The following is a 24,139-nucleotide window of genomic DNA, read 5'->3' as shown; positions in this document are numbered from 1 at the left end:
CACGGACGGCCCCGACGGTCACCGCGCGGCGTACGCGACGAAGTCGGCCCAGGCGGTGGGGGAGAGGGCGAGCTGGGGCCCGCGCTTGTCCTTGCTGTCACGGACGTGGACGTGCCCCGGCGGGGTGGCGACCTCGACGCAGTCGCCGGATGCGCTGCTGCTGTAGCTGGACTTGCGCCAGGAGAGGGCGACTTCGACGCAGTCTCCGTCGCCGCCGCTGCTGTAGCTGCTCTTGAACCAGGCCAGTTCGGACGCGCTCATAGGTCTCCTCGCATCTGCCGCAACAGGCTCGTGGAGTCTTCCGGGGTGAGAGCCTGTGAACGCATCCTGGCATAGCGCATGTGCAAGATGCTGACCTCTTTCGGGTCGGAAACGAGCAGACCGCCCCGCTGTCCTTCGCAGTAGGCGTACCACTTGTTCGCCGGTGTCTCCAGCAGTTGAACGGCCCCGTCCAGCCCCGCATGCGACTCCCGGACCGTCGGCATGACCTGCATCTCGACGTTGCGCAGCTCCCCGACGGTCAGCAGGTGATCGATGAGCCCGCGCATGACCTCCACGCCGCCCGTGCGCCGCCGTAGCAGGTGCTCTTCCAGGATGAAGCTGAACGCCGTGTTGGGCCGGTTCCGCAGCAGTTGCTGCCGGGCTGCGCGAGCCTGCCACTGCATCTCGATCTGATCGTCGTCAAGAGGTGGAAGCTGCTGCGTGAACAGCGTGCGCGCGTACGCCTCCGTCTGCAACAACCCAGGAATCATGCGGCACTCGTACGTATAGAGAGTGATCGCCGTCTTCTCCAGCCGGGCCCACTCCCGGAACCACGCCGCCAGCCCCACCTGCCGCACCAGGTGCACGGCGGCCTTCCGCAGTGCCCCCGTGTTGCCCAGTACCGCCTCCGCCGCCTCGACGAAGTCGACGTCCGGCATGCGCCTGCCCAACTCCACGGAGGCGACCGTGTGTTTGGAGAACCCGACCAGGTTCCCGAACTCCTCCCTGCTCAGTCCGTGGAACTCGCGCAGAGCCTGGACGACCGCCCCGAACGTCCGCAGACTGTCCGAGGACTCCGGCTCACCGCTGCCGCCCGCACCCACCCGTCCGTCGACCACCATCGGCCACCTCCCTCACGCCATGGTCACGCGGCGTCACCGGTACTGTCCAGTGAGTGACCGCGTACGCTGCGCGAGCGTACGCGGCACGTCGCTGGAGAAGTGGGCCCCACTCACGCCAGATTGGCCGCATGACTGCACGCTCCACCCCTCAACCGACCCGACTGCCGGTCACCGTACGTGCGTTCACGCAGCGTCTGAGCCCGACGCCGCGCGGGGCGCGGCTGGCCAGGCACCTGGCGCTGAACCAGCTCGACGCGTGGGGCATCCCGCACGGCACGGACGTGTCGGACGCGGTCGCCGTGATCGTGGCCGAGCTGGCGGCGAACGCGGTGACCCACGGCCGGGTGCCGGGCCGGGACTTCGAGTTGCGGCTGTCGCTCGTCGCGGGGAGCGTCCGCGTCGAGGTGAGCGACACCCGGGCCGAGCCGCCGCTTCCGCCGGGACCGGGTGCCGTACGGGAGCCGCTGCCGCTGGAGGAGGGTGGCCGGGGGCTGGTGCTGGTGCACGCGCTGGCGGCCCGCTGGGAGGTGGTGGACCGCGAGCCGCCGCCGGGGAAGACGGTGCGCGCGGAGGTCGACGTGCCGGGATGGCTGGGCATCGTCAAAAGATGCCCGGCGTGAGCGGCCGCCGGAGGCGGCAGGATCGCGCGACTGGGCGCCGGCGCCCCTTCATTGACGCCCAGTCAGCGACTCAAGCTCTCACCGCGGTCAGCCGGTCTCGACGCCGAGGGTGAGGGTGCCCGCGTAGCCGGCGGAGGGTGAACTCCCCAGCGCGGACAGGGTGAGCAGTCCGGAGGCCGCGCCGCCGCCGTCGTAGATGGAGTCCTGGGCGAGGGTGGTCCGGGTGACGCGGTTGGTGGAGTACGGGGAGACCGTGGCGACCCGGGTGGTGACGCTCTCGCTGAAGAAGAGCTGGCCGGTGTGGATCTCCCGGCCGCCGGTGAAGTGGCCGTCGGAGGTCAGGGTGACGCCCGTGTGGACCTTGACGTGGATGTGGATGCAGCGGCCCCGGTACCAGCCGGGGTAGACGGACGTGATCGTCGCGACCCCGGCGGAGTTCGTGAGCACGCCGCCGCGCAGGAAGGTGCCGTTGTCGGGCTCGCTGTGCCCGTTGTTCCCGACGAAGCCCGAGTACTCGCCGAGGGCGTCGGCGTGCCAGAGCTCGACGAGGGCGCCTCGCAGCGGGGCGCAGGTGTCGTCGTCGACGACGGTGAGGGTCAGCTTCAGCGGGACGCCGGGCTTGCCCTCGCTGATGTCGGCGCGGACGTACTGCCCGTCGAGGTAGTAGGGGCCTTCGGTCATCTCCCGCGTGAGCGTGCACACGGCAGCGGCGGCGGTGTCCTGGCGGGTGCCGTCGAGGGCGCCGGCCGAGGCGGCGCCTCCCACGGCCAGGGCGGCGGCGGTGGCGCCGCCGGCGACCAGCACCGTGCGACGCGCGACGGGGATACGGCTTTCCGAGTTGCTCGAAGAGGTATCTGTCATGAACACGGCATGTTAGGGAGCCTTCCTGTCAGGCACCTGTCAGTTCGGCAAAGCGCCGCCCCGTCAAGTCGCTTCCGGGCCGCGTCGAAGCACCCGCGGCCCGGAACACGGCGAAGCCCCCGGCCGACAACCCGTCGGCCGGGGGCTCCGTCGCGTCAGCTCGGCGGGGGTCAGCCCGCCTGGCCCATTCCCGCCGCGTTCGGCCAGCTCTGGGCGTTGGGCCAGCCGGTGGCCGCCGCCGGGGAGAGGCCGTTGGTGCCGCGGACCTGGGCGGCGGTCAGGCCGCCTCGGGCCGGGACGCCCGGAGGGGTCTGGCCGGAGGTCATGGGAGCCGCGGCCGGCGTCATCGCCGGAGCGGGGGCCGGGGCAGGGGCCGGCGGCGGGGCCATCGCCGCGGGGGTCATGGCAGCCGGGGACATCGCCGCGGGAGCCATCGCCGCGGGAGCCATCGCGGCCGGCGCCATCGGCGGCGGGGCCATCTGCGGCGGCACGGGCGCCATCGGCGGGGCCATGGCGGCCGGTGCCATCGCGGGCGCCATCGGCGGGGCGGGGGCCGGGGCCGGGGCGGGCGGCTGGGGTGCCGGTATCGACTGGGGGAAGATCTGGGCCGCCGCCGGCAGCGGCACCCCGGAGCCGTCGGAGGGGGTCGGGGCCGACATGCCGGCGGCGGCGGCCGGGGCGGGGGGGAGCCCCGGCGCACCGGCGCCCATGGCCTGAGCGGCAAGGCCCGGCATGCCGGCCCCGTTGGTAGCTCCCACCAGCCGATCCACGGCCGCCGTGCCCGAGCTGTAGCTGGTCCCGGCGCCCAGCTCGGGCACGGCGGCTCCCCTCCTGTTCCCGTAGAGCACCTGTTCCAGGCCGGACACCAGGCGACGCACGTCGACCTGGGGGCGCACCACGAGCCTCAGGAAGCGGCTGGAGGAGCCGATCTTGTTGCCGCACTCGCGGACCAGGATCCGGTGCTCGGTGAGCAGCCGGTCGCGGACCACGGTGCCCTCGGCGCCGACGGGGAGGCGCACGAAGAGGAAGTTCCCCTGCGAGGGGTAGACGGTCAGGCCGGGCAGCGCGGAGAGCTGGCTGGCCATCTCCAGACGGTCCCGGCGCACCTGCATCAGGCTCTGCGCGTACTCGGGGCCGTGCTCCTTCAGCATGAACACCACGTGCTCGGCGAAGGAGTTGAGGTTCCACTTGGGCAGCATGGAGCGGACCCGCCCGGCCAGCGCCGGGTTCGCGACCAGGTAGCCGAAGCGGATGCCGTGCAGGCCGAAGTTCTTGCCGAGGCTGCGCAGCACGACGACGTTGGGCCGCAGCATGGCCTCCTGCACCACGCTCGGCTCGGCCTCGGCGTCGGCGAACTCCAGGAACGACTCGTCGATGACGATCAGGTCCAGGTCGGCCATCGCGTCCATGAACTGCACCAGCGAGTGCTTGTGCAGGAACCCGCCGTCGGGGTTGTTCGGGTTGCAGATGACGGCGACCCGGGTGCCGCGGGTGCGGATGAACTCGGCGTACTGCGCGAGGTCGAGGGCGAAACCGCTGGACTCCTGGAGCGGGAACATGTCGACCCGCTTGCCGGTCTCCATCGGCTGGTCGGTCCAGCGGCCGAAGGTGGGGACGGGCACCGCGAGGGACTCGCGGACCAGCAGGTGGTCGATCCAGGTGATCAGCTCGGTGGAGCCGTTGCCCATGGCGACGGCCTGCGGCGGGAGTCCGAGCAGGTTGCACAGCTCGGCGGTGATGGTGTCGGCGCTGCTCGGGTAGTACGTGATGATGTCCCGCAGCCGGTTCGACATCTCGTCGAACATCTGCGGGGTGGGGAAGTAGGGATTGCAGGGGATGCAGAAGTCCACCGGCCCGCCCCCGTCGCCGCCCTCGCGGGTCAGCGCCGCCATCGACGGGCTGTGCGCCGCGGTGCTGCGGAACAACGAGGTGACGTTGTCGGCCATGGAACCTCCGTATGGGGCGGGCCCGGTGGGGACGACCGGGCCCGTCGTCATCTGGGTGGCCCGCGCGGGGGAGCACGGGCCGTCCCTACATACGCAGGCCGGGGCGCAACTGTTCAACCGCCGAGAAGCGGGTGTCAGTTGCGCCCCACCGCTGAGGAGACGTCAGCAGTCGAAGGAGTGGACCGTCGTCGACCGGTACGTCTGGCCGGGCCGCAGCACGGTCGACGGGAAGTTCGGCTTGTTCGGCGAGTCCGGGAAGTGCTGCGTCTCCAGGCACATGCCGTCGCCCTGGCGGTAGACGGTCCCGCCGCTTCCGACGAGCGTGCCGTCCAGGAAGTTCCCGGAGTAGAACTGCAGGCCGGGCTCGGTGGTGGAGACCGTCAGGGTGCGGCCCGAGGACGGGTCGCGCAGGGTGGCGACGGGCGCCGGCCGGGAAGTGATGCCCTTGTCGAGGACCCAGTTGTGGTCGAGGCCCTGGCCGTACAGCAGTTGCTGGTGGGCGACGCGGATGTCCTTGCCGACGGTCTTGGCGCGGCGGAAGTCGAAGGGGGTGCCCGCGACCCTCGCCAGCTCGCCGGTGGGGATCAGGCCCGAGTCGACGGGCGTGTAGCGGGCGGCGTCGATCTCCAGCTCGTGGTCGTAGATGGTGCCGCTGGACTCGCCGGCGAGGTTCCAGTAGACGTGGTTGGTGAGGTTGACGACGGTGGCCTTGTCGGTGGTGGCCTCGTAGTCGATGCGCCAGTCGCCGTGCCGGGTGAGGGTGTAGGTGACCTTGACCTTCAGCGTGCCCGGGTAGCCCATCTCGCCGTCGGCGCTGGTGTACCGCAGGTGCAGGCCGACGTCGGAGCCCTTGGCGAACGGCTCGACGCTCCACACGTGCTTGTCGAAGCCCTTGGAACCGCCGTGCAGGCTGTTCGCGCCGTCGTTGACGTCGACCTGGTAGGCCTTGCCGTCGAGGGTGAACTGCCCCTTGCCGATGCGGTTGCCGAAGCGGCCGATCAGCGCGCCGAAGTAGGGGGACTTGGCGACGTAGTCCTCGATGTTGTCGAAGCCCAGGGAGACGTTGGCGTAGCGGCCGCGACGGTCGGGGATCTCCAGGGACTGGACGATGCCGCCGTAGTCCAGGACCTTCAGCCGCGTCCCGCCGTTGGCCAGCGACCACAGGTGGACCTCGGTGCCGTCGGCGAGCGTGCCGAAGAGCTTCTTCGTCGGCTTCTTGCCGCCGGAGGTGGAGGCCTCGGCGACGCCCCCGAGGGCGGTGGCGGCGATGCCCGCCGCAGCGGCGCCCGCGATGACCGTGCGTCTGTTCAGTTCCATCTAGCGGCTCCAGAGAGGGGAGTTGGAGGCGCCCGCCGGGCCCCGCGCCCTGTGCAGGGCGCGGGGGACCGCGCTACCGGCCATGTGCGGCCCGCAGCGTCGTACGGCCTTCCCGGCGGAGCGCTTGCTTACGAACCGGACTTGCGCTTGTTCCACACGTCGAACCCGACGGCGACCAGCAGGGCGAGGCCCTTGATGACCTGCTGCCAGTCGGTGCCGACGCTGAGGAGGTTCATGCCGTTGTTCAGCACGCCGAGGACGAGACCGCCGATGATCGCGCCGAGGACGGTGCCCACACCGCCGCTCATGGACGCGCCACCGATGAACGCCGAGGCGATCGCCTCGAGTTCGTAGTTCAGGCCCGCCTTCGGAGAGGCCGCGTTGAGGCGGGCGGCGATCGCCAGACCAGCCAGGGCCGCGAGCACGCCCATGTTCAGGAAGACCAGGAAGGTGACCTTCTTGTCCTTGACGCCGGACAGCTTGGCCGCCGGCAGGTTGCCGCCGATGGCGTAGATGTGACGTCCGAAGATGGAGTTGCGCATGAGGTAGCCGTACCCGACCACCAGCGCGCCCAGGATCAGCAGGATGATCGGCGCGCCCTTCCAGCTGGCGAGCAGCATGGTGACGACGAGCAGCGCGGAGGCGATCGCGACGAGCTTGAGCAGGAAGAGGTTGGTCGGCGGCACGTCGAGGGAGAACTCCCGCTGACGCTTGCGGTCCCGGACCTCCTGCATGACCACGAAGGCGATCAGCACGATGCCGAGGAGCAGGGTGATGTTGTGGTAGTTGGTCTCCGGGCCGACCTCCGGGAGGAAGCCGTTGCCGATCTTCTGCAGTCCGAGGGGGAACGGGCCGAGGGTCTGCCCCTCCAGAAGGATCTCGGTGACGCCGCGGAAGGTCAGCATCCCGGCGAGGGTGACGATGAAGGAGGGTATGCCGAGGTAGGCGATGAAGAAGCCCTGCACCGCGCCCGCCACGGCCCCCGCCAGCAGGCAGAGGGCGACGGCGACGGGCCACGCCACGTCGTGCTGCACGGTCAGCACGGCCGCGAAGGCCCCGACGAACGCGGTCAGCGAGCCGACCGACAGGTCGATGTGGCCCGCGATGATGACCAGCATCATGCCGATCGCGAGGATCAGGACGTAGCTGTTCTGCAGCACCAGGTTGGAGATGTTGTGCGGCGTCAGCAGTCCGCCGTCGGTCCACACGCCGAACAGCGCCACGATCAGGCCGAGCGCGATCAGCATGCCGTACTGACGCATGTTGCGGCGCAGGCCGTCCAGCACCAGCTGGAGCAGGTTCCCGCCCGCCGCGTCCCCGCTCTTGCCGGGCGGCGCGGGGGCCGGGCTCTTGGCGGTCACTTCCGTGCTCATCGGGTTACCTCTTTGTCCTTCGTCATCTGACGCATCAGCGATTCCTGCGTGGCCTCGGCACGCGGGAACTCACCCGTCAACCGCCCTGCGGCCATGGTGTAGATGCGGTCGCACATACCGAGCAGCTCCGGCAGCTCGGAGGAGATGAAGACGACCGCCTTCCCTTCCGCGGCCAGCTTGTCGATGACCGTGTAGATCTCGTACTTGGCGCCGACGTCGATGCCGCGCGTGGGCTCGTCAAGGATCAGCACGTCCGGACCCGTGAAGATCCACTTGCTGAGGACGACCTTCTGCTGGTTGCCGCCGGACAGCTTGCCCACCGGCTCGAAGACGGTCGGCGCCTTGATGTTCATCGACTTGCGGTAGCGCTCGGCCACCTGCCGTTCCTCGTGCTCGTCGACCACGCCCCGCTTGGCGACCTTGTCCAGGGCGGTCAGCGAGATGTTCCGGTTGATGGTGTCGATGAGGTTGAGGCCGTAGTGCTTGCGGTCCTCGGTGACGTAGGCGATGCCGTGCCCGATCGCCTCCGCGACGGACTTGGTGCGGATCTCCTTGCCGTCCTTGAGGACGGTGCCGCCCGCGTGCCGGCCGTAGGACCGGCCGAAGACGCTCATGGCGAGTTCGGTGCGGCCGGCGCCCATCAGTCCCGCGATGCCGACGATCTCCCCGCGCCGCACGTCGATCGACACGTCGTCGACGACCTTGCGCTGCTGGTCGATCGGGTGGTGCACGGTCCAGTTGCGGATCTCCAGCGCGGGCGCCGCGCCGGCCTCCGGCTCGTGCGGGGTGCGCTCGGGGAAGCGGTTGTCGAGGTCGCGGCCGACCATGCCGGAGATGATCCGGTCCTCGCTGGTCTCCTCGGCCTTGACGTCCAGGGTCTCGATGGACTTCCCGTCGCGGATGATCGTCACCGAGTCGGCGACCCGGCGGATCTCGTTGAGCTTGTGGGAGATGATGATCGAGGTGATGCCCTGGTTCTTCAACTCAAGGATCAGGTCGAGGAGTTTGCCGCTGTCCTCGTCGTTCAGGGCCGCGGTCGGCTCGTCGAGGATGAGCAGCTTCACCTCCTTCGACAGGGCCTTCGCGATCTCCACGAGCTGCTGCTTGCCCACGCCGATGTCGGCGACGCGGGTCTCGGGGTGGTCGCTCAGGCCGACCCGGCGCAGCAGCTCGGAGGCGTGGCGCAGGGTCTCCCTCCAGTCGATGAGCCCGCGCTTGGCGTGCTCGTTGCCGAGGAAGATGTTCTCCGCGAGGGAGAGGTACGGCACCAGCGCCAGCTCCTGGTGGATGATGACGATGCCGCGCTGCTCGCTCGCCCGGATGTCCTTGAAGCGGCAGAGCTCTCCCTCGAAGAGGATCTCCCCCTCGTAGGTGCCGTGCGGGTGGACGCCGGAGAGGACCTTCATCAGGGTCGACTTGCCGGCGCCGTTCTCTCCGCAGATGGCGTGGACCTCGCCCTGACGGACGGTCAGTGTGACGTCCGACAGCGCTTTGACGCCGGGAAAGGTCTTGACGATCGAGCGCATTTCCAGGACGGGTCCCGCCATGGTCGTGCCTTCCAATCCGTGTTTCGTGTGAAGGGCGTCGGCGCTTACTTGAGCTGGTCGGCGGTGTAGTAGCCGCCCTTGACCAGGACCTCCTCGTAGTTGGTCTTGTCGACGCTCACGGGCTGGAGCAGGTAGGCCGGGACGACCTTGTTGCCGTTGTCGTAGGTCTTGGTGTCGTTGACCTCGGGCTTCTTGCCGTTGAGGGACGCGTCGACCATGTTCGCGGCGACCTTGGCGAGCTGGCGCAGATCCTTGTAGACGGTCTGCGTCTGCTGGCCGGAGATGATCGACTTCACCGAGGCGAGCTCGGCGTCCTGGCCGGTGAGGACCGGCAGCGGCTTGGCGGCGCTGCCGTAGCCGTCGGACTTCAGGGCGGACAGGATGCCGATGGAGATGCCGTCGTACGGCGAGAGGACGGCGTCGACCTTCCCGCTCGTGTACGACTTGGAGAGGATGTCGTCCATGCGGCGCTGGGCGGTGGCGCCGTCCCAGCGCAGGGTCGTGACCTGCGTGATCTTCGTCTGGCCGGACTTGACGACGAGCTTCTTGCTGTCGATGTACGGCTGGAGCACGCTCATCGCGCCGTTGAAGAAGTACTTGGTGTTGTTGTCGTCGTTGGAGCCGGCGAACAGCTCGATGTTGAAGGGGCCCTTGCCCGACTTCAGGCCGAGCTTGTCGGCGATGTAGTCGGCCTGGAGCTTGCCGACCTTCTCGTTGTCGAACGACGCGTAGTAGTCGACGTTCGGGCTGTTGAGGATCAGGCGGTCGTAGGAGATGACCGGGATCTTCGCGTCCTTGGCCTGCTGGAGCACGTTGTCCAGGGACTTGTTGTCGATCGCCGCGACGATCAGCGCCTTGACGCCCTGGGCGATCAGGTTCTCGATCTGGGAGACCTGCTGCTCGGGCTTGTCCTCGCCGTAGACCAGCTTGGTCTTGTAGCCCTTGGCCTCGAGCTCCTTGACGACGTTCTTGCCGTCGGAGATCCACCGCTCGGAGGACTTGGTCGGCATCGCGATGCCGATGGTCGCGCCCTTGGTGTCGCCCGCCTTCTCCTCGCTGCCGCCTTCGCTGTTCTGGCCGCAGGCGGACAGGGTGAGGGCGAGGGACGCGGCTCCGGCTATGGCGGTGAGTGCGGCTCTGCGGTTACGCATGGTCATCATCCTTGATGTGGTGAGGGTGGTTCCCGGCCCCGCGAGTTGGAGGGCCCGAAGGCGGTGCCGGAAGGGCCGAGAAAACGCGCGTGTGGGATTCTGTTCGGCTGCGTCTGCTTGTGTGAAGCGTTTGTGTGCTGTGTGTCCGGAACGTTATGCGGGCGTTTCGAACCGCTTCAGTTCGCCGGGCAGTCGCGACCCCAGCGGAGCCATGTCCTCGCCGGCTCCGTGGCGCGCGAGCAGGTCCAGGGCGAGCCGGCCGCGCCGCACCCGCTCCTTGGCGGTGGACAGCGTCAGTTCCCGCAGGTGGTGCCCGTAGGGGTAGATGCCCGGGGTCTTGGAGAGACCGAACTTGAGGTAGAGCGGCGCCCCGCGCCGGATCAGCTCGGCGACCTCGTACATCCGGATGTACCCGCCCAAGTCGTCCGGCGCCTCGATGTACATGTCCATCGGAGCGGCCGACACCCGCCGGATCTCGGTGAGGTGATCGAGCGTCAGATCGCTGGGCACGTTGACCGAGTCGGCGCCCAGGTGCTCGTACACCGCGTACGCGGCCGGGTTGACGGGGCCGATCAGCGCCGACACCTTGAGCGTGGTGTCCGCCGGGATGATCCCGGCCTGCCGCGCCCGGTGCAGCGTCCACAGCACGCCCTCGTCGGCGACGAGCAGGCACTTGACGCCCAACTCCGTGGCCCGCACGGCGTCTTCGACACAGCCGGCCACGGCGTCGTGGCCTCTGGCTCTCAGTCCCGCGCCGCGCGAGTCGGTCCGGGTGGAGCCGCCGATGTCCCAGGTGCCGCGCGGACCGGTGAACAGGCAGAGCTCGATGTCGCGTTCGGCGGTCGCCTCGACCATCTCGGTGATCTCGGCGTCGGACAGCATCCACACACCGCTGCCCTGGCTGATGCGGTGGACGGGCACGTCGAGCCGCGAGGCTTCCTTCAGGACGACGGCCAGCGCTTCGGGACCCTCGCACGAGGGGATCTCGGTGCGCCAGCGGCCGCCGCCCGGGAACGTGTGCGGTGAGGCGTCGGCGGGATCGAGCGCGGGCGCGCCCAGACCGAGCGCGGTGAGCGCCGGCTCGCCGGGTCGGCGGGCCGCCGTGGCGGAAGCGTCGGTGGTCACAAGGCTGTCCTTCGTGTTCGATATGTCGGACGTGGTTCGCGGCTCAAGGCGGAAAAGGGTGGTGGGGTACGCCGGTACGGAGGCCGTCAGGTGCCTTCGCACCGGCGTACGGCTGGGGGTGGCCTACGGCCGGAGCAGCACCTTGCCCACCTTCGGATCGCCGGAGCCCACCAGCTCGATCGCCTCGGGGAACTCCGTGAGCGGCAGCTCGTGCGTGACCAGCGGCAGCGGGTCCAGCAGTCCGGCCCCGAACACCCGGACGGTGTGGGACCAGGCGTCCGGCGGCGCCCCGAAGACGGTGTGCACCTCCAGCTGCCGTACGACCAGGTCCGTCGGGTCGAGGCCCTCGGCGCCCGGCGCCGGGATGCCCGTCAGGACCAGCCGGCCGCCGCGCCGGAGCAGCGAGGCGGCGGTGCGGGCGGCGGACGCGGACCCGGCCGTCTCGATCACCACGTCGAAGTCGTCGGGCAGCGCCTCGTCCCGGGTGCGGAAGCCGGTCGCCCCGAACTGCCGGGAGAGCTCCTCCCGGTCCCGCCGGGTGCCGACCACCAGCAGCTCGCCGGGCGAGCCCGCCTTGAGGAACTGGACGGCGAACATGCCCAGCGTCCCGGTGCCGACGACGGCGACCTTCTCGCCCGGCACCGCGTGCGCCTTGAGGGCGGCGGCCGCGATGCAGGCGGCCGGCTCCAGCAGGGCGGCGGCGGTCAGGTCGGCGTCGTCGGGCAGGACGTGCAGCAGCCGGGCCGGCAGGGTGAGGGTGGCGGCCATCGCCCCGGGCTGGGTGAACCCGGTCTCCTCGTAGCCGTCCGTGCACAGCGTCGTCTCGCCCGCATGACAGCGGTCGCAGACCTGGCAGTTGCGGAAGCCCTCGCCCACGACCTTCCGGCCGACCAGTGAGGCGGGCACCCCCGCGCCCACCGACTGGACCGTCCCCGACCACTCGTGGCCCGGGGTGAGCGGGTAACGGACGTACCCCTCGGGCCGGTTGCCCTGGTACACCTCGCGGTCGCTGCCGCAGATGCCGACGGCGTGGACCCGCACGAGCGCCTCGCCCGGCTCCGGCTCGCGCGGCGTGTGCGCGACGAGCCGGTGCTCGCCCGGCGCCTCGACGACGACGGCGGTGGTCACTTCCCGGAGCCCTTCGGCTTACGCTGCTCCCAGCCCTCGGCCCACAGGTCGAAGCGGGCCTGCTGTTGCGGGAACTCGGCGGCCGCGTCCACGTCCAGCTCGACGCCGAGACCGGGCGCGTCGGAGAGGTGGAAGTAGCCGTCAACCACCTCGGGGGCGCCCTTGACGACCTTCTTGATCTCCGCGTCCGCGAAGTCGTTGAAGTGTTCGAGGATCTTGAAGTTGGGCGAGGTGAAGCCGACCTGGAGGGAGGCGGCGGTCAGCACCGGCCCGCCCACGTTGTGCGGGGCGACGAGCACGTAGTGCGTCTCGGCGGTCGCCGCGAGCTTGCGGGTCTCCCAGATGCCGCCGATGTGGCCGACGTCCGGCTGGATGATGTCGACGGCCTGGCTCTCGAAGAGCTCGCGGAACTCGATCCGGTCGTGGATGCGCTCACCGGTGGCCACGGGGACGTCCACCTTGGCGGCGACCTTCTCCAGCGCCTTCAGGTTCTCCGGCGGGCAGGGCTCCTCCAGCCAGGCCGGCTTGAAGGGGGCGAGCTCCTTGGCCAGGCGGACGGCGGTGGCGGGGGAGAAGCGGCCGTGCATCTCCAGCATCAGCTCGGCGTCCGGGCCGATCGCGTCCCGCACGGCCTCGATCAGGGAGACGGCGTACAGGGTGTTCTCGTGGTCCAGCTCGTAGTGGCCGGTGCCGAAGGGGTCGATCTTGAGCGCCTTGTAACCGCGCTCCATGACCCCCTGGGCCGCCTTGTGGTACGCCTCCGGGGTGCGCTCGGTGGTGTACCAGCCGTTGGCGTACGCCTTGACCTTGTCGGTGACCTTGCCGCCGAGCAGCTGCCACACGGGGACGCCGAGCGCCTTGCCCTTGATGTCCCAGCAGGCCATCTCGACGACGGCGATCCCGGACATCACGATCTCACCCGCGCGGCCGTAGTCGCCGTACTTCATCCGGCGCACCAGGTCCTCGACAGCGAACGGGTCGGAGCCGAGAATGTGGTTGGCCTCGGCCTCCTTCAGATAGCCGATCAGCGCGTCGGTGTGGCCCAGCATGCGGGTCTCACCGACACCGGTGATGCCCTCGTCGGTGTGCACCTGGACGTAGGTCAGGTTGCGCCAGGGCGTCCCGACCACGTGTGTGCTGATTCCAGTGATGCGCACGGAAGTTGCCCCTCAGCTGTTCGAGATTTCGTCACACGTTCGAAATGCTGGCGTGACAGTAAGGACGGCGTGAGGGGAGTGTCAATGGGTCGAACAGATAACGGTTTCGGCAGTTTCGGGTGATCTTTCGATCGCGGGAGATCGTTTTTCGGCTGGGGGAAGCCCTTGAGGCGTTGGTTTCCCACACAACTTTCACAGGGGGACCTAGGAACGCCACACCTTGGGAACCTAGTCTTCCCGCGTCATGGACTACTGCCACCCGTGCCGACGGCACCTCAATGGCGCCCTCGCCTGCCCGGGGTGCGGCGCACCCGCTGAACCGCAGGGCGCGTACGCGCCGGAGGCGTACGGGCGGGAGACGTACCCCCCGGACGCCTACCGGCCGGACCCGTACGGGCCGCAGCCGCACGAGCGGCAGCCCTACGAGCAGCAGCCCTACGCACCGGAGCCCTACGAGCCGCAGCCGTACGGGCAGCAGTCGCCCGCCCCGGAGCCCGGCCACGCCGACCGCGCGGAGGCGGCCGAAGCGGTGGCCGACGACCCCGCGCCGGCCGAAGACGTCCCCGCGCAGGGGCGTGCCGCCCGCCGGCGGGAGCAGGGCCGGAGCGGTCGGGTCCGGGACGCGGGCCGCGGGTCGGCGTCGGCCGACGAGAGCGACGCGAGTCGTCGCGACCGCAAAGCAGCCGTCCATCGAAGACGTCGTCGCCGGACCGTGCTGATCGCCGCCGGCTTCGTCCTGGCGGCCGGCGGGCTGAGCGTCGCCGAACTCGGCGCCGACGGGCCCGGATCGCCCGAGCCGAACCCCGCGGCCGCCGACGGGGAGTCCTCGCCGCTCGAAGACGACTCGTCCACACCCGCCGCCACGGCCGACGCCGACGCCCGTGAGGCCGCCGCCCCCGCCGCCTCGCCCAGCCCGTCGGCCTCCTCCTCGGCCTCCCCGACCTCGGCGTCGCCCTCGCCCAGCGCGTCGGACACGCAGTCGCCGACCCGCGAGGCCTCTACGGCGCCCTCCGCATCCAGCGCGTCCTCCGCGCCCGCGCGGGACCCCCGGACGGTTCCGACGCGCACCCCGGGCGCCACGCCGACGACCTCCCAGCCGGCCCCGAAGCCGTCGCCCTCGGAAACGTGCAACCGTTTCCTGTGGTGGTGCACCTGAGGCTGCCCGCCCGGCCGGGCGTCACGTCACTGGTCCAGCATGCGGCGCAGCAGACGCCGTAGCAGCTCTCGTTCGTCGTCCGCCAGGCCCGCCAGGGGTTCGCTGGCGAAGCGGAGCGACTCGCGCAGGTCCCGGGCCACCTGATGGCCCTCCTTCGTCACCGCCGCCAGTTTCACGCGGCGGTCGGACGGGTCGGGGCGGCGCTCCACCAGGCCCCTGGTCTCCAGCCGGTCCACGATGCCGGTCACGTTGGACGGCTCGCACTTCAGCCGGTTCGCCAGCTTCCGCATGGGCAGCGGCTCCAGGCAGAGCAGGCCGAGCAGCCTCGCCTGCGCGCCGGTGAGCGAGTGCACGGCCGCGGCGTCCTCGTAGTCCGCGTGGTAGCGGGCCACCACCTCACCGATGAGCTCGACGACCTCCAGGGTGGGATCGTCGGAACGGCGGGTCTGCTGGGGTGTGGACATGAGATCCAGGGTACCCGCTTATTTGACATCCTGAAATATTCAGGAGCATGGTTGTTTCAGGTAGTGAAATGAACGAGCTCAGCACGTAAGGAAGGCTCCATGTCCGAGACCCCCACGCTTCCCGCCACCGGCCGTGAGTGGCGTCTGCTCAGCCGCCCCGTCGGCTGGCCGAAGCCCGAGGACTTCGAGCTGGCCGAGGCGGAGATCCGCCGGCCCGGCCCCGGCGAGGTGCTCGTCCGCAACGAGTACCTCTCCGTCGACCCCTACATGCGCGGCCGCATGAGCGCCGCCAAGTCCTACGTCGCTCCCTTCGAGCTGGGCAAGGCCATGCAGGGCGGCGCCGTGGGCGAGGTCATCGCCTCCGAGGCCGAGGGCGTCGCCGTCGGCGACCACGTCCTGCACTTCGGCGGCTGGCGCGAGTACGCCACCTTCGACGCGGCGCAGGCCGTCAAGGTCGACCCCGGCACCGCGCCCCTGTCCACCTACCTCGGCGTCCTCGGCATGACCGGCCTCACCGCCTACGCGGGCCTGCTGCGCACCGCCTCCTTCAAGGAGGGCGACTCGGTGTTCGTGTCCGGTGCGGCCGGCGCCGTCGGCAGCCAGGTCGGGCAGATCGCCAAGCTCAAGGGCGCCTCCCGGGTCATCGGCTCGGCCGGCTCCGACGAGAAGGTCAAGCTGCTGGTGGAGGAGTACGGCTTCGACGCGGCCTTCAACTACAAGAACGGCCCCGTGGCCGAGCAGCTCCAGCAGGCCGCCCCCGACGGCGTCGACGTCTACTTCGACAACGTCGGCGGCGACCACCTGGAGGCCGCGATCGGCGCGCTCAACGAGCACGGCCGCATCGCGATCTGCGGCATGATCTCCGTCTACAACAACACCGAGCCCGCGCCCGGCCCGCGGAACCTCACCCGCCTCATCCAGACCCGCGGCAACATCCAGGGCTTCCTGGTCTCCGACCACTACGACCTGCAGCCCCAGTTCGTCCAGGAGGTCGGCGCCTGGGTCCGCTCCGGCGAGCTGAAGTACCGCGAGACGGTCGTCGAGGGCATCGAGAACAACCTCGAGGCGTTCCTCGGCGTCCTGCGCGGCGACAACACCGGCAAGATGATCGTGAAGCTCTGAGCGGCACACGCGCGCACGGCGAAGGCCGCGCCCCCGGACACGGGGCGCGGCCTTCGCCGTGACGGACAGCCCGTGCCCGTGCCTAGCCGGCCGCCAGCGCCGCCCCGTGCACCGCCGCCGCCAGCCGGGCGTTCTCCGGGGCCGCCCCGCCGGGGAAGGCGAACCGGCGGCGGGTGTAGCCGTAGGCCAGACCGCTGCGCGGGTCCGCGAACGCCTGCGAACCGGCTGCCCCGCTGTGCCCGAAGGACCCCGCGCCGAGGAACGGGTACCAGGTGTCCGCGGTCGCCTGGAACCCCAGCCCGAACGACTTGTGCGCCCTCGACACCAGGTCGTAGCCCACCGAGTGGAACTGCGCGAACTCCGCCGCCGTGTCCTCCTTCAGCAGCGGCGCCTTCCCGCCGACCTCGCTGATCGCCGCCGCGTACATCCCGGCCAGCCCTCGCGCCGATGCCACCCCGCCCACCGAGGCCGGGCCCTTGGCGCGGATCAGCGGGTCGTTCGGCAGCAGTTCGAGATCGGTCGGCTCGGCGGCGTGGCGGTTGAAGGCGATGGCCGACAGCGAGTGCGGGCCGCCGGCCAGCCGGTCGAGCAGGGCCCGCTGCTCCGGCGTCGGCGCCATCGGCTGCGTGCTGCGGAACCGCGTCTCGTGCCGCGCCGGCAGCCCCAGGAAGAAGTCCAGCCCGTACGGGGCGCGCACCCGCTCCTCGTAGACGTCCTGCAGCGTGCGGCCCGTCGCGCGCCGCACGACCTCGCCGACGAGCGCGCCGATGACCAGCCCGTGGTAGCCGAAGGCGGTCCCCGGACGCCAGAACGGCCGCTGGTCGGCGAGCCGTTCGGCGAGCTGCCGGTCGTCGGCCAGCTCCTGCCGGGTGAACCCGGTGTCCGTGCCGACCACGCCCGCCCGGTGGGCTAGCAGCTCACGCAGGGTCAGCGCGCCCTTGCCCTCACTGCCGAACTCCGGCCAGTAGTAGGTGACCTTGCGGTCCAGCTCCAGGGTGCCGTCCTGCACGAGGAGCGCGGCCACCAGATGCGCCGCGCCCTTCGTCGACGAGAACACGCCGTAGAGGGAGTCCACGCCCGCCCCGTCCCCGGTCCACAGGTCGACGACCCGGCGGCCGTGCACGTACGCGCACAACTGGCCCTCGTAACCCGGCCGCTCCTGCGCGACGAACGCGGCGAACTCCTCCCGCGCCGCCTCGAAACCGTCCGCGACGGTGCCGTGGATCTCCTGCGTCATCCGTGCTCCTCAACCAGACCGCTGCTTGCGTGTTCCATCGTGATCAAAGCCTGCCCGACCTGGGGGTACTCGCGTGCTTCGTGGATCGGTACGGCGAGGTCTACCCGATCGACTCAACTGTGTGACACGGGGCTCGGTGTCTCCTGTGCCCCGGATGGCCTACACAGCCCCTCCCTGACGCCCGCGGCTGATGTGAGCACGACCGATAGAGTGCGGCCATGCGAGAACTCGGGGCCGGATTCAAGTACCTCATGGAGGGCCAGCGATGGGTGGCCCGGCACGGCAGGCAGTACGGGTTCGCTCTGGTGCCGGGACTGATCACGCTAGTCCTCTACCTGGGCGCGCTGGTGGCCCTCGCGGTGTGGGGCGACGACTTCACGGCCTGGGCGACGCCCTTCGCCGACGACTGGTCGGGCCCCTGGCAGGGCCTGTTCCGCGGCTTCCTCACCGCCGTGCTGTTCGCCCTCGCACTGCTGCTGTCCGTCCTGACCTTCACGGCGGTCACGCTGCTCATCGGGGAGCCCTTCTACGAGAGCCTCTCCGAGCGCGTCGACCGTGACGTCTCACCCGACGGCACCGCCCCCTCCTCCGGCCTGCCGCTCTGGCGCGAGCTGTGGATCTCCGCCCGCGACAGCCTGCGCATCCTGGTCCGGGCGCTGCTGTGGGCGGTGCTGCTGTTCGCCCTCGGCTTCATCCCCTTCCTCGGGCAGACGGTCGTCCCGGTGATCGGCTTCTTCGTCACCGGCTTCTTCCTCACCGAGCAGCTCACCGCCGTCGCCCTCCAGCGCAGGAACGTCGACCTGCGCGCCCGCCTCGCCCTGCTCCGCTCGCGCAAGCCCCTGGTGTGGGGCTTCGGCACCCCGCTCGGCCTCGCCTTCCTGGTGCCGTTCGTGGCGGTGTTCCTGATGCCGGGCGCGGTCGCGGGCGCGACCCTCATGGCGCGGGACCTGCTGGGCGAGGAGAGCGCGGACGGCGAGGACCGCGAGGAGACGGACACCGCGCCCCAGCCCCTGTGAGGACCCCCGCCCCTTGTGAAGGGTTCGTACGAAACCCGGGTGGGTAGGTCGAGGCGGGATCGTGGGACGACCGCGACGGCTAACGTCGGACGCGGCACTCCTCGCCCGAGAACAGCCCCGGTCCGGGACCTGACCCCTGGACCGGGGTTCGCGCGTTCTCGCGGGCCTATCGCGCCGAGAAGCCGTACACCGTCTCCGAGCGGTACACCTCACCCGGGCGCAGGACGGTGCTCGGGAAGTCCGGGCGGTGGGGGGAGTCGGGGAAGTGCTGGGTCTCCAGGGCGATGCCCGCGCCGGGGGCGAAGGGCTCGCCGAGGTGGTCCGCGGTGTACACCTGGATGCCCGGCTCGGTCGTCGACACCGTCATCACCCGTCCGGACGCCGGGTCGTGCAGCTCGGCGGCCTCCACCGGAGTGTCGGTGACGCCCTTGTCGAGCACGAAGTTGTGGTCGTAGCCGTCGCCCACCTTGCGGGACGCGCGGAAGTCGAAGCGGGTGCCCTCGACCTCCGCCGGCGCGCCCTCGGGGATCAGGTCCGCGTCGACCGGGGTGTACCGGGAGGCGGCCAGCCGCAGTTCGTGCCCGCCCGCGGGCCCGGATCCGGCGAGGTTGAAGTAGCTGTGGTTGGTCAGGTTCACCACCGTCGGCGCGTCCGTGACCGCCTCGTAGGCGATCCGCAGCGCGCCCGACGCGTCGAGGGTGTACGTCGCCGACACCTCCAGGCGGCCCGGGAAGCCCTCCTCGCCGTGCGGGCTGACCCGGCTCAGCCGCACCCCGTGCTCGACCGGCTCCGCCTCCCACACCCGCTTGTCGAAGCCGCGCTCACCGCCGTGCAGGGAGTTCGGGGCGTTGTTCGGGGCGAGGGCGTACGTCCGCCCGTCCAGCGGGAAGCCTGCGCGCGCGATCCGGTTCGCGTACCGGCCGACCAGGGCGCCCAGATAGGGCTCCGGATGCGCGAGGTACCCGTCCAGGGCGGCGAACCCCAGCACCACGTCCGCCGTCCGCCCCTCCCGGTCCGGGACCTCCGCCGACTGCACGATCCCGCCGTACGTCAGGACCCGCACGCGCACGTCCGCGCGCTCCAGGGTCCAGCGATGCACCGGTGTGCCGTCGGAAAGTGTTCCGAAGTGTTCGCTCATGAGCGAGACCTTAGGGCCTGTCCGGCGGATCATGCCGCAGACGCGGGGCTTGGCACGGGCATCTGCCGCGTTGTCGTCGGTCGCCGACGCGCCGCGTCGACTCCCTCCTCCGCCTTGCAGCTGCACGCACCAAGCCCCGCTCACCGGCACTGACAAGCCCCCGTCGCTTTCCTGCGACTTGATCCGCCGGACAGGCCCAGTCACGCGGTCGCGCCGGTGACCTTGCGGTAGGCGATCTCGGCGAGGCGCGCCTGGCCGTTCACGCTCGGGTGGAACCAGTCCCAGTGGCTCAACTGGTCGGTGCCGAAGCGGTAGTCGTACACCGCGCCCCCGTCGAATCGGCACCGCGGGTCCTTCGCGCACACCTCCGCGAGTACCGTGTTGTAGTCCTCCACCCGCTTGTGCACCGTGTCCCGCCGCAGCGTCGCCGCCGCGTCCAGCGCGTCCGCGTCGCCCAGCATCGACGGGCAGATCCCCAGCTTCCACACCTGCTTGCCCAGCGCGCTGGTCCGGCCCTGCGACCACAGCCGCTTCAGGTCCGGCACGCTCGCCACGTACACCTGCGTCTTCGGCGCGGCACGGCGCAGCGTGCGCATCGCGTCCTCGAACGCGGCGCGGAAGTCCGCCACCGGCGTCATCGCCGCCGCCGTCGCCCGGCAGGCGTCGTTCGCCCCCACCATCACCGTCACCAACTGCGGCTTGTCCGCCGCGGCCCGCGCCATCTGCGCGGGCAGATCCGCCATCCGCGCCCCGGTCACCGCGTGGTTCCAGCTGTGCGTCGCCGCCTTGCCGGCGCCCAGCAGACGGACCGCCAGACTGTTCACCTCCGCGTTGCCGCCCGTCGCCCACGACACCTCCGGGCAGTCCGTCAGGATCGCGCAGGCGTCGAACCCCCGGGTGATGGAGTCGCCCACCGCGGCGATCGACTCAGGGCTGCGGTCCCACACGAAGGACGGCGACGGCGTCGGCGCCGGCTTGCTCTGCCGCGCGCCCGGCGCCTCCGGGCCACCCCCGCCCAGGGCGTCGCAGCCGGCCAGGCACAGCACGGCCGCCGTGGTGACCGCGAGCACCGCCCGCCCGCGCCGGATTCCCTTCCGCATCCCCGGTGACCCCCTCGCTCCTCGTCCGGCTCGCGTGCGACGCGCCGCACCCGGTCCCTCTCCCATGACAACGTCCGGGAGTTCCCGACGGCGACCGGAAGCGACCCGATCGCACCCGCACAGGCGTCCTGCCGGGTGAATGGCACACGTTTCACGACATCGGGACCGACGGTACGTCACACTCCTTGCGCCGCCGCACGGTAGCCTCGCCCTCAAAGCGGCTGCCCTGCCGCCGCCGCCACGCCAGCCTGCAAGACTGTCCCGCTCTGCCCGGAGGTCCCGGTGACGACACGTGGAGTTCTGTACGTGCACTCCGCGCCGCGCGCGATGTGCCCGCACGTCGAGTGGGCCGTCGCCGGGGTGCTCGGCACGCGCGTCAACCTCGACTGGATCCGGCAGCCCGCCGCGCCCGGCACCTGGCGCTCGGAGTTCTCCTGGCAGGGCCAGGCCGGCACCGCCTCCAAACTGGCGTCCGCGCTGCGCGGCTGGCACCTGCTGCGCTTCGAGGTCACCGCCGAGCCCTGCGCCGGCGCCGAGGGCGAGCGCTACAGCTGCACCCCCGACCTGGGCATCTTCCACGCCGTCACCGGCATCCACGGCGACATCCTGATCCCGGAGGACCGCCTGCGCGCGGCCCTGCTGCGCAGCCGGCGCGAGGAGAGCGACCTGGAGGCCGAGGTGTCCAAGCTGCTCGGCAAGCCGTGGGACGACGAACTGGAACCGTTCAGATACGCGGGCGAGGGAGCCCCGGTGCGCTGGCTGCACCAGGTCGTGTGACCGGCCCACGAGACGCCGCGACGCCGAGTGGCCCGAACCCCACCCCGGGGTTCGGGCCACTCGGCGTCTTGAGGACTTCTCAGACCGTCCGGAACGCCAGCACCACGTTGTGCCCGCCGAACCCGAACGAGTCGTTGAGCGCCGCGATACGGCCCTCGACGGGCAGCTTGCGCGCCTCGCCCCGAACGACGTCCGCGTTGGCCTCCGCCTCCGGGTCGAGGTTCTCCACGTTGATGGTCGGCGGAGCGACCCGGTGGTACAGCGCGAGGACCGTCGCCACCGACTCCACACCGCCCGCGCCGCCCAGCAGGTGACCGGTCATCGACTTGGTCGCCGAGACGGCCATGTGGTCGGTGTCGTCGCCGAAGACCTTGCGCAGCGCCTTCAGTTCGGCGATGTCACCGGCCGGGGTCGACGTCGCGTGCGCGTTGACGTGCACGATCTCCGCCGGGTTCAGGTCGGTGCGCTCCAGCAGGTTCTGCAGGGCGTGCGAGATGCCCCGCCCCTCCGGCTCGGGCTGCACGATGTCGTGGGCGTCGGCGGAGATGCCCTGGCCGACGGCCTCGGCGTACACCCGCGCGCCGCGCTTGGCGGCGTGCTCGGCCGACTCCAGGACGATCACACCGGCGCCCTCGCCCAGGACGAAGCCGTCACGGGCGACGTCGTAGGGACGCGACGCGCCCTGCGGGTCGTCGTTGTTCTTGGACATCGCCATCATGTTGCCGAACGCGGCGATCGGCAGCGGGTGGATCGCCGCCTCCGTGCCGCCCGCGACGACGACGTCGGCGCGACCGGTGCGGATCATCTCGATGGCGTAGCCGATGGCCTCGGCGCCCGACGCGCAGGCGGAGACCGGGGTGTGCACGCCCGCGCGGGCGCCCACGAGCAGACCGACGTTGGCGGACGGGCTGTTCGGCATCAGCATGGGCACGGTGTGCGGCGAGACCCGGCGTACGCCCTTGTCCCGCAGCACGTCGTACTGGTCCAGCAGGGTCGTGACGCCGCCGATGCCGGAGGCGATGACCGCGCCCAGCCGGTCGGGGTCGACCGAGGCGCCCTCGGTGGACTCACCGGCCTTGCCTTCGAAACCGGCGTCCTTCCACGCCTCCTGAGCCGCGATCAGCGCGAACTGCGCCGAGCGGTCCAGCTTGCGGGCCTGGGGCCGCGGGATGACCTCGGTGGGCTCCACGGCGACCGGGGCCGCGATACGGACGGCCTGGTCGGCCGCCCACTCCTGCTCCAGGGGCTTGACGCCGGACTTGCCGGCGACCAGGCCCTCCCAGGTAGAGGCTGCGTCGCCACCCAGCGGTGTGGTTGCGCCGATACCGGTGACGACCACGGTGCGATTGGTCGGGCTCACGGATTCCTTCTCCAACGTTTGCGAGGATTCAGCGGCGCCACCGCCGGGTGGCGGGGCGGGCCGGAGCGTCCGGCCCAAGCAGTGGCTCAGGCCTGGTGCTTGAGGATGTAGTCGGTCGCGTCGCCGACGGTCTTGAGGTTCTTGACGTCCTCGTCCGGGATCTTGACGTCGAAGCGCTCTTCGGCGGCGACGACGACCTCGACCATGGACAGGGAGTCGACGTCAAGGTCGTCGGTGAAGGACTTGTCCAGCTGGACGTCCTCAACCGGGATCCCGGCGATCTCGTTCACGATCTCCGCGAGACCGGCGACGATCTCTTCCTGAGTGGCGGCCATGTCGGCGCTCCTTCGTTGGTGTTCTTCAGGGTGTGGCGCCCGCCGCGGGTGGCGGCAGGTGGTGCGTTTCCCGTACCGGACCGCATGATCCGGCACGGAGTGCCTAGGGGAGGGTAACGACCGTCGCGGCGTAGACGAGACCCGCCCCGAATCCGATGACGAGCGCGGTGTCGCCGCTCTTCGCCTCGCCGGTCGCCAGGAGCCGCTCCATCGCGAGCGGGATCGAGGCGGCCGAGGTGTTGCCGGTGGTGCGCACGTCACGGGCGACCGTGACGGACTCCGGGAGCTTCAGGGTCTTCACCATCGAGTCGATGATCCGCTCGTTGGCCTGGTGCGGGATGAAGACGTCCAGCTCGTCGGAGCCGATGCCGGCCGCTTCCAGCGCCTGCTGGGCGACCTTCGCCATCTCGAAGACGGCCCAGCGGAACACCGCCTGGCCCTCCTGCGTGATGGCGGGGAACTTGGCGACCTCGCCGGTGCGGTAGTCCGTCCACGGCACGGTCTGCTTGATGGTCTCCGACTTGTCGCCCTCGGAGCCCCAGACCGTCGGGCCGATCGCCGGCTCCTGCGAGGGGCCGACCACGACCGCGCCCGCGCCGTCGCCGAACAGGAAGGCGGTGGCCCGGTCCTCGAGGTCGGTCAGGTCGGACAGCCGCTCCACGCCGATGACGAGGACGTACTCCGCGGAGCCCTCGACGACCATGCCCTTGGCGAGGGTCAGGCCGTAGCCGAAGCCGGCGCAGCCCGCCGAGATGTCGAACGCGGCGGCCTTGGCGGTGCCCAGCTTGTCGGCGATCTCGGTGGCGACGGCCGGGGTCTGCTTGAAGTGCGAGACCGTCGAGACGACCACGGCGCCGATCTGCTCGGCGGTGATCCCCGCGTCGGCGACCGCCTTGCCGGCGGCCTCCACGGACATGGCGGCGACGGTCTCCTCGTCGTTCGCCCAGTGCCGGGTCTGGATGCCGGAGCGCGAGCGGATCCACTCGTCGGAGGAGTCGATCGTCTCCAGGATCACCTCGTTGGGCACCACCCGGGTGGGCCGGTAGCCGCCCACGCCCATGATGCGCGCGTGGGGGGCGCCCTTACTGGGCTTGATCTTCGCCATC

The 24,139-nt window shown here is 70.8% G+C and carries 23 protein-coding genes; 5 read left to right on the top strand and 18 right to left on the bottom strand.

The features are described 5' to 3' along the window. Positions 1-18: 18 nt before the first annotated feature. Both ACFYXA_RS15800 and ACFYXA_RS15795 read right to left on the bottom strand, forming a co-directional pair. The gene (locus ACFYXA_RS15800) at positions 19-261 is read right to left on the bottom strand and encodes a DUF397 domain-containing protein (protein ID WP_352244975.1); all 243 of its coding nucleotides are present in this window, start codon (positions 259-261) and stop codon (positions 19-21) included. Continuing rightward, the gene (locus ACFYXA_RS15795) at positions 258-1,103 is read right to left on the bottom strand and encodes a helix-turn-helix transcriptional regulator (protein WP_352244974.1); all 846 of its coding nucleotides are present in this window, start codon (positions 1,101-1,103) and stop codon (positions 258-260) included. The genes ACFYXA_RS15800 and ACFYXA_RS15795 overlap by 4 nt, the downstream gene beginning before the upstream one ends. A 128-nt stretch (positions 1,104-1,231) precedes the next feature. Here ACFYXA_RS15795 and ACFYXA_RS15790 point away from each other — a divergent pair, with 128 nt between their 5' ends. Beyond that, entirely contained in the window at positions 1,232-1,723 is a 492-nt protein-coding gene (locus ACFYXA_RS15790; RefSeq protein ID WP_389032852.1) for an ATP-binding protein, read from the top strand. A gap of 87 nt (positions 1,724-1,810) precedes the next feature. Here ACFYXA_RS15790 and ACFYXA_RS15785 read toward each other — a convergent pair whose 3' ends face one another. The 9 genes from ACFYXA_RS15785 to ACFYXA_RS15745 form a co-directional block, all read right to left on the bottom strand. Next, positions 1,811-2,584: an intradiol ring-cleavage dioxygenase gene (locus ACFYXA_RS15785; protein WP_389032849.1), complete on the bottom strand. Its 774-nt coding sequence runs from the start codon at positions 2,582-2,584 to the stop codon at positions 1,811-1,813. Positions 2,585-2,754: 170 nt separating this feature from the next. Continuing rightward, on the bottom strand, positions 2,755-4,530 hold the full coding sequence (locus ACFYXA_RS15780) for a pyridoxal phosphate-dependent aminotransferase (RefSeq protein WP_389032846.1): 1,776 nt from the start codon (positions 4,528-4,530) through the stop codon (positions 2,755-2,757). A 162-nt stretch (positions 4,531-4,692) separates the two neighbouring features. Continuing rightward, the gene (locus ACFYXA_RS15775; protein WP_389032843.1) at positions 4,693-5,847 is read right to left on the bottom strand and encodes an aldose epimerase family protein; all 1,155 of its coding nucleotides are present in this window, start codon (positions 5,845-5,847) and stop codon (positions 4,693-4,695) included. Positions 5,848-5,975: 128 nt separating this feature from the next. Further along, complete coding sequence (gene mmsB / locus ACFYXA_RS15770) at positions 5,976-7,220, bottom strand: multiple monosaccharide ABC transporter permease (protein ID WP_352244969.1); 1,245 nt, start codon at positions 7,218-7,220, stop codon at positions 5,976-5,978. Then, positions 7,217-8,767: a multiple monosaccharide ABC transporter ATP-binding protein gene (gene mmsA / locus ACFYXA_RS15765; RefSeq protein WP_389032839.1), complete on the bottom strand. Its 1,551-nt coding sequence runs from the start codon at positions 8,765-8,767 to the stop codon at positions 7,217-7,219. Before mmsA ends, mmsB begins: the two co-directional genes overlap by 4 nt. Before the next feature lie 44 nt (positions 8,768-8,811). Then, the gene (gene chvE, locus ACFYXA_RS15760; protein ID WP_352244968.1) at positions 8,812-9,918 is read right to left on the bottom strand and encodes a multiple monosaccharide ABC transporter substrate-binding protein; all 1,107 of its coding nucleotides are present in this window, start codon (positions 9,916-9,918) and stop codon (positions 8,812-8,814) included. Between the two features lie 153 nt (positions 9,919-10,071). Further along, entirely contained in the window at positions 10,072-11,043 is a 972-nt protein-coding gene (locus ACFYXA_RS15755; protein WP_351098670.1) for a hypothetical protein, read from the bottom strand. A 123-nt stretch (positions 11,044-11,166) separates the two neighbouring features. Continuing rightward, entirely contained in the window at positions 11,167-12,171 is a 1,005-nt protein-coding gene (locus ACFYXA_RS15750; RefSeq protein WP_352244967.1) for an alcohol dehydrogenase catalytic domain-containing protein, read from the bottom strand. After that, positions 12,168-13,328: a mandelate racemase/muconate lactonizing enzyme family protein gene (locus ACFYXA_RS15745; RefSeq protein ID WP_351098672.1), complete on the bottom strand. Its 1,161-nt coding sequence runs from the start codon at positions 13,326-13,328 to the stop codon at positions 12,168-12,170. The genes ACFYXA_RS15750 and ACFYXA_RS15745 overlap by 4 nt, the downstream gene beginning before the upstream one ends. A gap of 244 nt (positions 13,329-13,572) precedes the next feature. Here ACFYXA_RS15745 and ACFYXA_RS15740 point away from each other — a divergent pair, with 244 nt between their 5' ends. Then, complete coding sequence (locus ACFYXA_RS15740) at positions 13,573-14,484, top strand: hypothetical protein (protein WP_389032832.1); 912 nt, start codon at positions 13,573-13,575, stop codon at positions 14,482-14,484. Positions 14,485-14,510: 26 nt separating this feature from the next. Here ACFYXA_RS15740 and ACFYXA_RS15735 read toward each other — a convergent pair whose 3' ends face one another. Next, on the bottom strand, positions 14,511-14,948 hold the full coding sequence (locus ACFYXA_RS15735; protein ID WP_389032829.1) for a MarR family winged helix-turn-helix transcriptional regulator: 438 nt from the start codon (positions 14,946-14,948) through the stop codon (positions 14,511-14,513). A 99-nt stretch (positions 14,949-15,047) separates the two neighbouring features. Here ACFYXA_RS15735 and ACFYXA_RS15730 point away from each other — a divergent pair, with 99 nt between their 5' ends. After that, positions 15,048-16,070, top strand: a complete 1,023-nt coding sequence (locus ACFYXA_RS15730; RefSeq protein WP_352244964.1) for an NADP-dependent oxidoreductase — start codon at positions 15,048-15,050, stop codon at positions 16,068-16,070. Positions 16,071-16,152: 82 nt separating this feature from the next. Here ACFYXA_RS15730 and ACFYXA_RS15725 read toward each other — a convergent pair whose 3' ends face one another. Further along, positions 16,153-17,307 carry a serine hydrolase domain-containing protein gene (locus tag ACFYXA_RS15725; RefSeq protein ID WP_389032825.1) on the bottom strand — a complete coding sequence of 385 codons (1,155 nt, stop codon included), beginning with the start codon at positions 17,305-17,307 and terminating at the stop codon, positions 16,153-16,155. Positions 17,308-17,525: 218 nt separating this feature from the next. On the opposite strand from ACFYXA_RS15725, the gene ACFYXA_RS15720 reads away from it, so the two are divergent. After that, positions 17,526-18,323, top strand: coding sequence for an EI24 domain-containing protein (locus ACFYXA_RS15720; protein WP_389032822.1), 798 nt, complete (start codon positions 17,526-17,528; stop codon positions 18,321-18,323). Between the two features lie 166 nt (positions 18,324-18,489). Here ACFYXA_RS15720 and ACFYXA_RS15715 read toward each other — a convergent pair whose 3' ends face one another. Together ACFYXA_RS15715 and ACFYXA_RS15710 are read right to left on the bottom strand one after the other, a co-directional pair. Continuing rightward, a complete protein-coding gene (locus ACFYXA_RS15715; RefSeq protein ID WP_389032819.1) occupies positions 18,490-19,461 on the bottom strand; it encodes an aldose epimerase family protein in 972 nt (323 codons plus the stop codon). A 200-nt stretch (positions 19,462-19,661) separates the two neighbouring features. Then, positions 19,662-20,561, bottom strand: coding sequence for an SGNH/GDSL hydrolase family protein (locus ACFYXA_RS15710; protein WP_352244960.1), 900 nt, complete (start codon positions 20,559-20,561; stop codon positions 19,662-19,664). A gap of 282 nt (positions 20,562-20,843) precedes the next feature. On the opposite strand from ACFYXA_RS15710, the gene ACFYXA_RS15705 reads away from it, so the two are divergent. Continuing rightward, the gene (locus ACFYXA_RS15705; RefSeq protein ID WP_351098680.1) at positions 20,844-21,338 is read left to right on the top strand and encodes a DUF3145 domain-containing protein; all 495 of its coding nucleotides are present in this window, start codon (positions 20,844-20,846) and stop codon (positions 21,336-21,338) included. 79 nt (positions 21,339-21,417) lie between these two features. Here the strand turns inward: ACFYXA_RS15705 and fabF are convergent, their stop codons facing one another. The 3 genes from fabF to ACFYXA_RS15690 form a co-directional block, all read right to left on the bottom strand. Continuing rightward, positions 21,418-22,698: a beta-ketoacyl-ACP synthase II gene (gene fabF, locus ACFYXA_RS15700; RefSeq protein ID WP_351098681.1), complete on the bottom strand. Its 1,281-nt coding sequence runs from the start codon at positions 22,696-22,698 to the stop codon at positions 21,418-21,420. 86 nt (positions 22,699-22,784) lie between these two features. Next, positions 22,785-23,033, bottom strand: coding sequence for an acyl carrier protein (locus ACFYXA_RS15695; RefSeq protein WP_030341284.1), 249 nt, complete (start codon positions 23,031-23,033; stop codon positions 22,785-22,787). Between the two features lie 103 nt (positions 23,034-23,136). Continuing rightward, a complete protein-coding gene (locus ACFYXA_RS15690; RefSeq protein ID WP_389032813.1) occupies positions 23,137-24,138 on the bottom strand; it encodes a ketoacyl-ACP synthase III in 1,002 nt (333 codons plus the stop codon). Position 24,139 lies beyond the last annotated feature (1 nt).

It is taken from the genome of Streptomyces sp. NPDC002566 (assembly GCF_042889585.1).
Taxonomy (GTDB): domain Bacteria; phylum Actinomycetota; class Actinomycetes; order Streptomycetales; family Streptomycetaceae; genus Streptomyces.
This window is presented reverse-complemented; position numbering and strand designations above follow the sequence as displayed.

Coding starts and splice junctions, on each gene's coding strand:
- ACFYXA_RS15800 (WP_352244975.1), bottom strand. CDS start 261: ATGAGCGCGTCCGAACTGGCCTGGTTCAAGAGCAGCTACAGCAGCGGC.
- ACFYXA_RS15795 (WP_352244974.1), bottom strand. CDS start 1,103: ATGGTGGTCGACGGACGGGTGGGTGCGGGCGGCAGCGGTGAGCCGGAG.
- ACFYXA_RS15790 (WP_389032852.1), top strand. CDS start 1,232: ATGACTGCACGCTCCACCCCTCAACCGACCCGACTGCCGGTCACCGTA.
- ACFYXA_RS15785 (WP_389032849.1), bottom strand. CDS start 2,584: ATGACAGATACCTCTTCGAGCAACTCGGAAAGCCGTATCCCCGTCGCG.
- ACFYXA_RS15780 (WP_389032846.1), bottom strand. CDS start 4,530: ATGGCCGACAACGTCACCTCGTTGTTCCGCAGCACCGCGGCGCACAGC.
- ACFYXA_RS15775 (WP_389032843.1), bottom strand. CDS start 5,847: ATGGAACTGAACAGACGCACGGTCATCGCGGGCGCCGCTGCGGCGGGC.
- mmsB (WP_352244969.1), bottom strand. CDS start 7,220: ATGAGCACGGAAGTGACCGCCAAGAGCCCGGCCCCCGCGCCGCCCGGC.
- mmsA (WP_389032839.1), bottom strand. CDS start 8,767: ATGGCGGGACCCGTCCTGGAAATGCGCTCGATCGTCAAGACCTTTCCC.
- chvE (WP_352244968.1), bottom strand. CDS start 9,918: ATGCGTAACCGCAGAGCCGCACTCACCGCCATAGCCGGAGCCGCGTCC.
- ACFYXA_RS15740 (WP_389032832.1), top strand. CDS start 13,573: ATGGACTACTGCCACCCGTGCCGACGGCACCTCAATGGCGCCCTCGCC.
- ACFYXA_RS15735 (WP_389032829.1), bottom strand. CDS start 14,948: ATGTCCACACCCCAGCAGACCCGCCGTTCCGACGATCCCACCCTGGAG.
- ACFYXA_RS15730 (WP_352244964.1), top strand. CDS start 15,048: ATGTCCGAGACCCCCACGCTTCCCGCCACCGGCCGTGAGTGGCGTCTG.
- ACFYXA_RS15725 (WP_389032825.1), bottom strand. CDS start 17,307: ATGACGCAGGAGATCCACGGCACCGTCGCGGACGGTTTCGAGGCGGCG.
- ACFYXA_RS15720 (WP_389032822.1), top strand. CDS start 17,526: ATGCGAGAACTCGGGGCCGGATTCAAGTACCTCATGGAGGGCCAGCGA.
- ACFYXA_RS15715 (WP_389032819.1), bottom strand. CDS start 19,461: ATGAGCGAACACTTCGGAACACTTTCCGACGGCACACCGGTGCATCGC.
- ACFYXA_RS15710 (WP_352244960.1), bottom strand. CDS start 20,561: ATGCGGAAGGGAATCCGGCGCGGGCGGGCGGTGCTCGCGGTCACCACG.
- ACFYXA_RS15695 (WP_030341284.1), bottom strand. CDS start 23,033: ATGGCCGCCACTCAGGAAGAGATCGTCGCCGGTCTCGCGGAGATCGTG.
- ACFYXA_RS15690 (WP_389032813.1), bottom strand. CDS start 24,138: ATGGCGAAGATCAAGCCCAGTAAGGGCGCCCCCCACGCGCGCATCATG.